General features: G+C 69.1%; 2 protein-coding genes. Both read right to left on the minus strand.

What is annotated here, in order from left to right; genetic code table 11:
- The coding region (locus ACFT4A_RS42155; protein WP_382841937.1) for an amino acid adenylation domain-containing protein at nucleotides 1-5450 on the minus strand (5450 nt) is incomplete at its 3' end.
- Nucleotides 5450-5909 (minus strand): phosphopantetheine-binding protein (locus tag ACFT4A_RS42160; RefSeq protein WP_382841940.1); only part of this gene is annotated, 460 nt, incomplete at its 5' end. The genes ACFT4A_RS42155 and ACFT4A_RS42160, both read right to left, overlap by 1 nt.

Raw genomic sequence — 5909 nt, forward strand, 5'->3', positions numbered from 1 at the left:
GCGCTCAAAGCCTCACCGGCCAGCACCACCGCCCGAGGCCGCACCCGCAACCCCCCACCCGCCAGCACCTGCGCGAACGCCGACGGCACACCCGAAACCAGACTCACCTCACCAAGCCCTTGATCACCCTCGACAAGCGCCAGCAGGTCCGCCACGACCTCCACACAACCACCCGACACCAACGGACCGAACAACTCGAACACCGACACATCGAAGGTGAACGACGTCGACACCAGCACCCGCGCGAAATCCGCACCACCGAACTCCGACACCGCCCACGCCAACAGCCCCACCACCGAACGATGCTCAACCACCACACCCTTCGGCCGACCCGTCGACCCCGACGTATAGATCACATACGCCGGACACTCCGACCGCACCAACCCACCAACCGGCCCCGCATCCAAAGCGGTCAGTTCCGCCACCGTCGCCGGAGCATCCACGACAACCCGCGCCACACCCGCAGGCACCAGCCCTTCAAGGGCAGCAGAGGTCACCACGGCCACCGGCCCCGCGTCCTGAAGCATGAAGCCGATCCGCTCCACCGGATACCCCGGGTCGACCGGCAGATACGCCCCACCGGCCTTCATCACCGCGAGCAGCGCCACCACCAAGTCGACGCCCCGCTCCAGACACACACCCACCACCGACTCCGGACCCACACCCCGACCCACGAGGCAATGAGCCAGCCGATTCGCCCGCGCATCCAGCTCCGCATACGACACCTCGACGCCCCCGGCCACGACCGCCACCGCATCCGGCGTCCGCACCACCTGCGCCTCGAACAACCCCGGCACCGTCCCCGGCACAACCTCAACCGCCGTGTCGTTCCACTCCACCAACACCCGACGCAGACCCGACTCGTCCAGGACACCCACCGCGCTCAAGGCCGCTTCCGGACCACCGTCGAGTGCGTCCTCCAGCGCCGACACCAGGCCCTCGGCGGCCGTGCGTACCAGCACACCCACCGCCTGCGGGTCGACCGGAGCCACCGCATCCACGGCCAGGGAGATCGCGTCACCGTCGTCGTCGACCGAGACCATCAGGGGGTAGTTGGTGCGTTCACGGGCGTAGACCCGCCGGATACCCTCCATCGCTGTGTCCGAGCCCTCGGCCGAGGGCTCGTTGCCGGATCGGCCTGTGTTGTGCCGGTAGTTCAGCAGCGCACTGAACAGCGGCGTTTCACCCGTCACACCGCTCTCCCGCTGGGCCACCGCCAAGGGCGCATGCTCATGCTCCAGGAGCCCGGCGAGTTGGCCACGCATGCCGGAGACGGCCTCCACCACACCGACCGCGTCCACGCGCGCACGTACTGGGAGGGTGTTCATGAACGGGCCCGGTACACGATCGGAGCCGGCACCGGCGTTCATACGGCCGAACAGGACCGTCCCGAAGACCACGTCGTCACGGCCGCTGACGGCCGCCACTACCCGAGCCCATGCCACATGCATGACCGTCGCCGCGCTCGTCCCCAGCCGCCGCGACACCTCACGCAGACGGGTGGTGCTCTCCGACGCCATGGAGAGCGTGGCCCGCTCGACGCCGTCGCCGTCGCCCCGCACGTCGACGAGCCCGAACGGTGCCGTCGGCTCCGACACGTCACCCAGCAAGTCAGCGAAGTACCGCTCGTGCTCGGCGCGGTCGATGCCGCCGCGCGCCTGCGCGACGAAGTCCCGGAACGGCAGAGCCTCCGGCAGCGACTCACCACGACCTGAGAGGAACGCCCGCACCTCCGCCAGCAGAACCTCCACGGCGGTGTGGTCTCGCACCATGTGGTGGATGCGTACCAACGCCAACAACGTGCCGTTCTTCCCGGCCGACACGTGCAGGTCGATCAACGGGGCCCGGCCCAAAACCATCGACAGCCCACCGACGGCCAGCAGCTCCGCCACCGGGTCGGTGCTCTGCGGGTCCAGGGTGACCTCGGTCACCGGGAGTTCGGCCCGGCGCCACACCACCTGAACCGGCTCCCGCAACCCCTCCCACACGATCGACGTGCGGTAGATGTCGTGCCGGTCCACCACTCGCTGCAAGGCATCCGTGAAGGCGTCCAACCGGGACCGATCATCGAACTCGATCACCATCGGCATCACATAGGCGTCCTCACCACCCTCGGCGAGCATGTGGTGGAACAGCAGACCCTCCTGCAACGGCGCCAGCGGATACACGTCCGCGACATTCGCCGCGCCACCCGCCACCGACGCCACGACCCGTTCGACCTCGTCCGCCGACAGGTCCACCAACGGCAGCATCTCCGGCGTGATGACGGTCGCGTCCGCCGGAATCAGGTTCCCCGGCACCACCACCCGCTCCGCACCCGCCGAAAGCGCCAGCCCCGCGGGGGTAGGAGCCAGGAACAACGCCCGCACCGAGACCGAGACACCCCGCTCACGCAGGACCTCCACCAAGCGGATCGCAAGCAGAGAGTGCCCGCCGAGTGCGAAGAAGTCGTCGTGGACTCCGACCCGCTCCACGCCCAGGACCTCGGCGAACGCGGCGCACAGGACCTCCTCCCGCGCATTCGCCGGTCCCCTGCCCGCACCGGTCGCGTACTCGGGTGCGGGCAGGGCCTTGCGGTCCAGCTTGCCGTTCCTGGTGAGCGGCAGCCCATCCAGTACCACGACGGCGGACGGAACCATGTGGTCCGGCAGCCGTCCGCCCACGAAGTTCCTTATGACCTGGGCCAGTTCGGTATCGGAGTCGTCGGCCGGCACGATGTAGGCCACGAGGCGTCTGTACCCCGGGGTGTCCTCGCGTGCGATCACCACGGCGTCTGTCACCGACGGGTGCGCCACCACGACAGCTCGCACCTCGCCCGGTTCGATCCGGAAGCCACGGATCTTGACCTGCTCATCCACACGCCCCAGGAAGACCACCTGGCCGTCCGGGGTCCACTTCACCCGGTCACCCGTGCGATACATCCGCTCACCCGCAGAAGGTGAGTAGGGGTTCGCGAGGAACCGCTCGGCCGTCAGGGCGGCGCGTCCCACATAGCCCCGGGCCACCTGCGCACCCGCCACATACAACTCGCCCGCCACACCCACCGGCACCGGCCGCAGATAGTCGTCCAGCACATAGAAACGCGTGTTGGCGACGGGAGTACCAACCGGCACGAACTCACGCTCCGCCGTCAGACGTGTCGTCGCCACACCGATCGTCGTCTCGGTCGGACCATAGTGATTGAACACCCCACACTCGCCTGCCGCACCCACCAGCTCCCGCACCCACTGCGGTGAAGCAGCCTCACCACCCAGCACCAAAGACTTCGCCGGGAGAACCTTCTCGATACCACCCGCAGCACCAAGCGCCGCCAGATGCGACGGCACCGCCTTCACACAGTCAATAGCGTGCTCGGACAGATACGCCGCCACCACCACCGGGTCGGTGACCGCCGCCTCATCCAGGATGTGCAGCTCACCACCGGACACCAGACTCGCAAACACCACCGTGTTGCCCAGATCCGTCGCCTGCGCCTGCAACAACGCATACCGACCACCGGGCTCACCGAACCCCACCCGACCCGGCACCGACGCCACATAGTTCGCCACACCACCATGAGTCACCGCCACACCCTTGGGCCGACCCGTCGAACCCGACGTATAAATCACATACGCCAGAGCGTCAGCAGCGACCGACACCTCCGGAGCCGTGGACGGAACCTCCTCATAGGTCCTGGGCTCATCGAGAATCAGCGTCTTCCCGGGCAGCTCCGCCGACGTGTCGCGGGTGGCCACCAGGAGCTGTGCCCCGCTGTCGGCGACGACGAACGCGCGACGGTCCGCCGGCTGCTGCGGGTCGAGCGGGAGGTACGCCGCTCCTGCCTTCCACACCGCCAGAATGCCGGTGATCATCTCCACCCCGCGGGCCAGGCAGAGGCCCACGACGGCTTCGGGGCCGGCCCCGCGGCCGATCAGCAGCCAGGCGAGCCGGTTCGCCCGCGCGTCCAGCTCCGCGTACGACACCCCGACCCCGTCGGCGACGACCGCCACCGCATCCGGGGTACGCGCGACCTGCGCTTCGAACAGCTCACGTACCAGCGGCGCTTCAGTGCCACTGGCCGTCTCGTTCCACTCGGTGAGCACCCGGTCCCGCTCGGCCTCGTCCATTACCTGGACGCCGCTGAGCCGTGTCCGCGGTTCGGTGACGAGCTGCTCCAAGGCGCGTGCCCACCGGTCGGCGATCCGCTCGGCCGTCTCCACGTCGAGCAGGTCGGACGCCACGGTCAGCGAGCCGCCGAGTCCCGCCGGGCACCCCTTGGTGTCGAAGGCCTCGCGGACGGAGAAGTCCAGGTCGAACTTGGCCGCCCGGGTGCCGTCCGACGCGGGCGGCGGCGCCGGCATCCGTCCCGAGTCCGCGCTCAGCGCGCCGAGTTCGGCCCGCTCGGTGTTCTGCACGGTCAGCATCACCTGGAACAACGGATGCCGGGACAAGGAGCGGGTCGGGGCGAGCTCCTCGACGAGCTTCTCGAACGGTACGTCCTGGTGCTTGAAGGCCGCGAGACCGGTCTTGCGAACTCTGGCCAGGACGTCGCGGAATGTGGGGTCGCCCGACAGGTCGGTGCGCAGCACCAGCGTGTTCACGAAGAAGCCGACCAGGTCGTCCAGGGCCTCGTCGGTGCGTCCGGCCGTGGCCGTCCCGACGGGGATGTCCGTGCCGGCGCCGAGGCGGGACAAGAACATCGCGAGCGCGGCCTGGAGCAGCATGAACGTGGTCACGCCCTCGGCCCGTGCGACCTCGACCAGGCGGGCGTGCACGTCCGCAGGCACGTCGAGGGGCACCCGGTACCCACGGTGGGACGCCACCGCCGGACGCGGTCGGTCGAAGGGGAGTTCCAGTTCCTCCGGCGCGCCTGCCAACGCCTCATGCCAGTAACCGATCTGATGGGACATGAGGCTCTGTGGGTCGGCCTCCTCGCCCAGCAGCTTGCGCTGCCACAGGGCGTAGTCCGCGTACTGCACCGGCAGCGGCTGCCACTCGGGCGTACGCCCCGCGCATCGCGCCGCGTACGCCGTCGAGACGTCCCGCGCCAAGGGCCCGGTGGACCAGCCGTCGCTGGCGATGTGATGCAACACGAGCACCAGCACCTGCTCTTCCGGGCCTGCCTCGAACAACCATGCCCGGACAGGAGCCTCCGAGGCGAGGTCGAAGGCGTACGCGGTCGCCTCGGCCACGGCGTCGGACAGATCGGCCGGGTCGACCCGCTGCACCGTGAGTTCCCACGCCAGCTCGTCGAGCTTCAGGATGCGCTGGTACGGCTCCCCGTCGACCACTTCGAAGACCGTGCGCAGCACCTCGTGCCGCCCGATCACATCCCTCAGGGCCGCTCCCAGTGCGGCACCGTCGGTGCCGCTCGGCAGGGGCAGGACGACGGGGGTGTTGTAGGTGGCGCTCGGGCCCTCGAGCTGCCAGATGAACCACAGGCGGCGCTGCGCGAATGACAACGGGATCATCAGGAGTCCTCCTGGTCACGCATCGGCTGCAAGGCCGGCCTGGTCGTCTTCTGGGTCCCGAGCCGTTGGGCGAGTCCCGCCACCGTCGGCGCGTCGAAGAGTTCGACGATCTCCACCTCGACGTTCAGTGCGGTCCGGATCCGGTTGATGAGCCGGACGGCGAGCAGGGAGTGCCCGCCGAGGGCGAAGAAGTCGTCGTCCACCCCGACGCTCTTCACACCGAGGATCTCGGCGAACGCCTCGCACAGGACCTCTTCGTGGCGGTTGGCCGGGGCTCGCCCAGCGCCCGCTTCGGAGGTCTCCGGTGCGGGGAGCGCGTTGCGGTCGAGTTTGCCGTTGTTGGTCAGCGGCAGGGCATCGAGTACGACCACGGCGGACGGGACCATGTGCTCCGGCAGACGACTCGCGGCGAACTCCCGCACCACCACCGACAGATCCCCACCCACCTCACCAGCCACC

The sequence above is a fragment of the Streptomyces sp. NPDC057099 genome (genome assembly GCF_042671245.1).
Classification (GTDB): Bacteria; Actinomycetota; Actinomycetes; order Streptomycetales; family Streptomycetaceae; genus Streptomyces; species Streptomyces purpurascens.